Consider the following 6,025-nt stretch of genomic DNA (forward strand, 5'->3'; position numbering starts at 1 on the left):
ACTTGCAGATGCTGATATTGAAAATCTCCAATATCAGACACCAGTTTCACTTTGGAATCTGTTTTGCAATCCTCAAATGCTATTTAACTTTTTCTTTGGTTTTGTTGACGGAAAAAAGGTCATGCTGAAAGAAGTTTAGTGCTGAAAACCAGCTTATCTTTTGTAATCTTCAATGAACTCTGCCAAAATACAGAGAAGAAACATCGGGATGCTTCGATTCTCAAGACTCTGATAGTAATTCTGCTTATTCTTTTCAGATATGATTAGAGGCAAATACCCGTTCATTTCAAGGATCTTGTTCATCAATAATCGGCCAACCCTGCCGTTCCCGTCTTCAAACGGGTGTATAAGCTCATATTGCATGTGAAACATGGAAGCCAACACCAGAGGATGCATGCTACCCTTGTTTTCATGATACCATGCAACCAACATCTTCATCCTTTCCCTGACATGTTGCGGTGGCGTTGTCGGGCTTAGCGCACCGACGTAATTATAGATATTTTTATATTCTCCATTATTAGGATCAATGTTCATCTGGACAAGGAAGTGCAGCTCTTTGATCAATTCCTCACTTATTTCCTCTTTTAGCTTGCGCTCTAGGAACACCAGTCCCTGGTAGGTGTTGTTGGTCTCATACAATTCTTTTTTTGAATAATTGCCCTCAATATTTTTTTTGCTTATGGCAAGTGCAACATCTTTTTGTGTCATTGTGTTGCCTTCAATTTTGTTGGTGTTGTAAACGTATCTTGTTATCCATTGCTCCCTAATAAGTGCCTGTTCTTCAGGCGCCAGGGCATCAATGAACAACTGGTATTCTTTATTTATCATGTCTGCATCATCCAAAAGCTTGGCTAACCGCCCATCCAGGATAAAACTTTTTGATTTTAAGATTATTTCTATGTCTCCACTTTTCTGGTAATTGCTTTCGCACAATTCAATTACTTTTTTATCGCTCACCCCAACGGTATTGGTTTTTGTTGGCAATGCCCGCACCCCCTTTTCTTTAATGTGCTCCTGAAAATCCTTAAGGTTGAAGTTTGGCTTTAAGCCATGATATTCCAATAGAAGGCAAACTATAGATTCATTGATTTTAAGGCAGTATGTTTTTGGCTTTTTTGTCAGCTTAAGGACTATCCTTAGGGGGATTGCAAATTTTGTAATGGCTCTCAAATCCGCCTTGGTGAATACATCTGAGCTGATTTGAAGAGTGTTGCACAACTTTGAGATTAAACTGCCAAATTTTGGGGTTATTAAATAATGAAATTTTTCCAGGCTTATCGCCCTAAGGTTAAGTATTATCTTGTATTTCTTATTCGTTGGAACCCCAAAGTATCCATTGCCGGATTTTTTCACCAGTCCTTCATCTTCCAGTTTTTTCAAATAAATATATATATTTGGAAGGGAAGTATTCAGCTTTACGCTTATCTCTTTAGGAGTAATTCCTTGGCTTTCCGAGATGCACTTAAGAACATCATACTTTCGCATGAGTATATTGTGCATGGAAATATATATAAATATTATCCTTTTAGCTTGAAAATGCCTATTTTTGCTCATTCTTGCCAAAAATTATATATACTTATCTTCACCGCTTTGACACATTTTTCATTAATTTTCATCTCTATCACCAAAAAGAGCCTGCATTTTTGCTGAAAAGTTGCTGATTATTGCCATTCTAAACCAATTTTTTGGATAAATAAATGTAAGTGTCAAATTTACCAGGCACATGTTAATTATAAAACAGATAACCTTCTTATACTAAACTGGCGAGATTAGATATAATCTAATTCTCTTATTTTATAAATGTTTAAGATGGTATCTTTGATGTTCTATAAATACTTTATTACAAATATTTTATTATACTTTTAATTTAGAAATTAATTTTGATTTTATAAAATTCCCTTTTTCATCCATATATTGATTTAGTTCAATAACCATAAAAGATTTTGACTTAATTATTTCAAAATGGTAATTCATCCCTGTTATTTTATTTTTATATTTTGAATATTCTTTTTCAGTTATCCAAATATTTTCTCCTTTTTTAACTTTGTTTTTTAATTGTCCTTTTAAGTGAGTAATTTTAAAGAGATTCATAAAATAATGTAAAAATAATTTTTTATTTTTATAAGTTCTAACTTCTAGAATTCCTTTATATTTTATTTCTCCATTTAATCCAGTATCTTCAAATAATCTTTTATTTGCAGTTTCAAAAATAGTTTCACCAATTTTAGTTTTTGCACCTATCGGACCAAATATTCCTAAAAAAGGACGCTGATCTCTTTTTTGAAATAAATATTTATTTCCTTTTAAAGGAAATAAAAGAATATTCTGAATTGGTTGTTTTATCTTTTTTTCTTCAATTTTATTTAAATAAGTTAAATATTTTTCTCCTTTATCAGTTAATATATATCCATCTTCTCCTTTATATAAATAATTTTCTTTTACTAATTTATTTATATAATAAGAAAACTTATTTGAAGGCACCTCTCCTTTTAAATTATTAAATTTTATTTTTTTCAAATTATAAAAATTTTTTAAAATTGAAATTTGGGTTTTATTCATTTTGCCACCTCTTTTTTAAATTAAAACATTTAAATTTAACAGCATTAATTAAACTTACTCTAACACCTTCTCTTTTTAAAATACAATTTGAAATGCTTCTAAATTTCTTTTTTGAATCTGGAATTTGATTTTCTGAATTATATAAATTATCATGAACAACCTCGTAAAATATACTTAATTGCGGAGACATTAATCCGAATTCACCTGTCCAAAATGTACTTTTTGCACAAAGTATTTTCTTTACTCTTTTTAACTCTTTAATAAATTTTTTATTAATTAATAATTCTCTAAATTTTATTTCTGCTGAATCATTTGAAGGTTTTAAAATCCCAAAATTTAACATATAATTAAAATAATTAATAAATTCAGAATTATTTCTTAAATTTCCAGCCAAATGTATTTTTTCTTTTGATACCTCTCCACCAAATTTCAAAAATTTATTTTCCATAATCTATTAATAGGTCTATGGATTTTTAAAGATAAAAGTCAAAATAGTTTGAGTAAATTTTTAAATTCCTTTTTCTTTTTTATATTTTTTCCAAGCATTGCTTATTTGCTTCATACTCAATCCTTCACTTCTTTTTGCAGATAAAAATTCAGAATAAGTCATTATTTTTTCTTTCTTTTCTTTTTTAATTTCTTTACTTTTTGAAGTCTGCGCATTAATATCTTTTGGTTTTATTTGTTCTTTTATTTGTTTAGTTAAATCAGTTGGTTGATTTGAACCCATATCTTTCAAAACATCTAAAATTTGTTTTCTTTCTTCTTCTTTACTTTCTATTCTCTGCAATAAATTTCTTTCTTTATCTTGTATTCTTTGAACATTAATTTCTGATGGCGCTTCTTTTTCACCATATTCAAATGCATCAATAATCTCTCTACTTTTTTCTAATAATTCAGATATTCTTTGTTTTGTTAAATCTATTTTTTCATCAATATTTTTTTCTGCTTGTTTTGCTTGATCTAATTCAAACTCATAACCTTTTGAAACTTGACCTAAATCTTCAATATATTTTTTAACAAAGTTAGTTTCTATTGCTTCTCTTAAATTATTATATTCTAATTCATTCATTTTAATTTGCTCGCCAAATTCATCAATTAATAATCCATATTCTTCTTTATGTTTTGAAACCCATTTTTGTATTTCACCTATCTTTGAAACTTCTCTTTCTAAATCTGCAATTCTTCTTTTTTGAGAACCAACTAATTCTTCAACTTGTTCAACTTTATCTGTGGCTTTTGTTCTTATAGATTCTAATTTCTGTAAAGATATTTCTAAAGAATTGATCTTTTTTTGTTCATCTTCTAATCTTTGTTTTGCTGTGTTTAATTTATCTCTCACTTCAAATTCTAAATTCCCTATCTTTGTTAAAACATTATTCATTTCTTCTGATTCATCAACACCAAGATTTATACTTTCTTTAGCAATTTTTATTTGCTCTGTTGCTTGAACTTCTAATTCAGATAAATCTCCTAATGACTCATTAATAACAATAGATGCATCATCAAATGTTTTTCTTGCTTCTTCTTCTATTTCCTTTAATTTTAATTGCTGTCTATCAACTTCGTCAATAACATTAGGAAGTAAAAGAACCTTCTGTTGTAATTGTAAAATCCTTTCTTCTTTTTCATAAATTTTATCTGAAATATTTTCTAACTCAGCTGAAAACTTTTTTTCAATAGGCTCATAAGTTTCTCTAAATAATTTTGTTTTTTCAATTTTTAATTTTTCTAATTCATCACGAGCTTTATTTATTTCTTCCATATAATTTCTAATTTTTTGTGCTCTTTCATCTAATTTAGTTTTTCTTGGTTCTTCAACAGAAAAATCAAATGGTTTTACATCAATTCCTTTATCAGAAGCTTTTGGCTTGATTGAAATTTGAGATACTTCTTTACTAGTTTTTGATTCTGGATAAATTTTTTTTATATTAGTAGAAGGAGAAGTAACATGTTTCTTTAAATAATCATTATAATCTGAATTTAATTCTTCTGGAACTTTAAATTCTTCTAAAGGCTGTTCAATTTGTTTTTTTGTTTTTGCAGAAGAAGGTGTTTTTTTTAAAGTTTGATCTTCTTTTACTTTTTCCTCTTCATCTGGAAGTTCAATATCTCTACTAATTGGGTATTCAAATTGCTCTGGATAAACATCAATTGGGATTTCGGTTTCTTTTTTTAAATTAGAAGAGGTATTATCTACTTCATCACCAATCCAAGATATATAAACTCTTGTTAAATGATATGATATGTCTATTAATCCTTCTTCTTCTAAAATTGGAAGCCACTTTTCTAAAAGAGAAGAAGAAATTCCAGATTCTTTTGCTAAATCATTTAAAGAAAGTTTCTTTTGTTTTTTAAGTATATTTATGATCTTATCAATATCAGTACTTATAAACCCGTCTGTCATATTCATCCTCCAATCTCAATAGTTTCTATTCTATAATCTCCAGACAGTTTTCCTTGCGCACGTTTATATGCTGCTTTTACATGTTTAATATTCTTTTTTCTTGTTTTAATACTGAATATTGTTTGATTTTTTCTTAATCTTGCAGCTCTATCAATAGGTTTCCCAAAAGGTGCTTTCATACCTCCTTGAATCCTATCTGCTCCTGCACCAGTAAGCATTTTATTTTCTCTAATTACTTGATGAGGAAAAACATGAATTCTAAATTTATAATCTTCTGGTGCTGCTTTTTGCATATATTTGTGTACAGTCATTCTTGTACTTTCTAATGCATTATCTCTTATTTGTATTGCACCTAAAGTAATTAATCTAACTTCTACCTCATAATCTTCTTTATCTTTTCCCATATTAAAATGGAGTAAAGTATTATGTGGCATAGCCTTGATAAAAGATTTTCTAGGTCTTCTTTTTGAATGTCTTGTCCAAGATGGTTTATTTACGTCTCTACATGTTTTTGCTGGTCTTAATCCCATTACTAACACCTCATTTTACATATTTTCTATCTATAAATTTATATCAAATCCCTTTAAATTACTTTCTCTTTGATTTGACTTCTTTTTGTTTTGTTTTTTTATTTTCTTTTTTTAAATTCGTTTTTGATTTTTTTTCTGTTTTAACTTCTCTTCTTTTAATTTCTTCAAATAAAGTTTTTTCATCCCCTTGTATTTGCTTTTTATTTATTTCATCAAAAATTGGGATTTGATCCTCTTCAATAACAATTTCACTTTCTGCTTTATTTAAATCACTATTCTCTTTATTCCTAAAAAAATATATACCTATTGATAGTATTACTAATATAGCAATTATTAAAATAACAAATACTCCAATATTTTCTATATTACCAAACAATGCACTCAATCCTAAGAAAGAATTATCTTCTTTTTCTTCTTCAACCTGAGTAATTATTTGTATTGGAATCTCTTCAGCTTTTTCATTTACTTGTGTTGATACAGAATATTTTAATATTGCGTTTTCTATTTTATAAGTATATTCTCCAATTAA

General features: G+C 27.9%; 6 protein-coding genes. All 6 read right to left on the reverse strand.

What is annotated here, in order from left to right:
* Window positions 1–153: 153 nt before the first annotated feature.
* Window positions 154–1,485 (reverse strand): Fic family protein, encoded by a 1,332-nt coding sequence (locus WC356_07140; protein ID MFA5382918.1) that lies wholly within the window; start codon window positions 1,483–1,485, stop codon window positions 154–156.
* A 369-nt stretch (window positions 1,486–1,854) separates the two neighbouring features.
* A complete protein-coding gene (locus WC356_07145) occupies window positions 1,855–2,559 on the reverse strand; it encodes a hypothetical protein (GenBank protein MFA5382919.1) in 705 nt (234 codons plus the stop codon).
* The gene (locus WC356_07150) at window positions 2,552–3,007 is read right to left on the reverse strand and encodes a hypothetical protein (GenBank protein ID MFA5382920.1); all 456 of its coding nucleotides are present in this window, start codon (window positions 3,005–3,007) and stop codon (window positions 2,552–2,554) included. The genes WC356_07145 and WC356_07150 overlap by 8 nt, the downstream gene beginning before the upstream one ends.
* Before the next feature lie 60 nt (window positions 3,008–3,067).
* A complete protein-coding gene (locus WC356_07155) occupies window positions 3,068–4,966 on the reverse strand; it encodes a winged helix-turn-helix transcriptional regulator (protein MFA5382921.1) in 1,899 nt (632 codons plus the stop codon).
* Window positions 4,967–4,968: 2 nt separating this feature from the next.
* Window positions 4,969–5,496: a 50S ribosomal protein L16 gene (locus WC356_07160; GenBank protein MFA5382922.1), complete on the reverse strand. Its 528-nt coding sequence runs from the start codon at window positions 5,494–5,496 to the stop codon at window positions 4,969–4,971.
* A gap of 58 nt (window positions 5,497–5,554) precedes the next feature.
* Window positions 5,555–6,025, reverse strand: a 471-nt coding sequence (locus WC356_07165) for a hypothetical protein (GenBank protein MFA5382923.1), incomplete at its 5' end; no start/stop codon positions are given.

The sequence above is a fragment of the Candidatus Micrarchaeia archaeon genome, assembly GCA_041653315.1.
GTDB lineage: Archaea > Micrarchaeota > Micrarchaeia > Anstonellales > JAHKLY01 > JAHKLY01.

Excerpts from the sequence above, each read along its gene's own strand:
- WC356_07155 (MFA5382921.1), bottom strand. The coding sequence starts at position 4,966 with ATGACAGACGGGTTTATAAGTACTGATATTGATAAGATCATAAATATA.
- WC356_07160 (MFA5382922.1), bottom strand. The coding sequence starts at position 5,496 with ATGGGATTAAGACCAGCAAAAACATGTAGAGACGTAAATAAACCATCT.
- WC356_07150 (MFA5382920.1), bottom strand. The coding sequence starts at position 3,007 with ATGGAAAATAAATTTTTGAAATTTGGTGGAGAGGTATCAAAAGAAAAA.
- WC356_07145 (MFA5382919.1), bottom strand. The coding sequence starts at position 2,559 with ATGAATAAAACCCAAATTTCAATTTTAAAAAATTTTTATAATTTGAAA.
- WC356_07140 (MFA5382918.1), bottom strand. The coding sequence starts at position 1,485 with ATGCGAAAGTATGATGTTCTTAAGTGCATCTCGGAAAGCCAAGGAATT.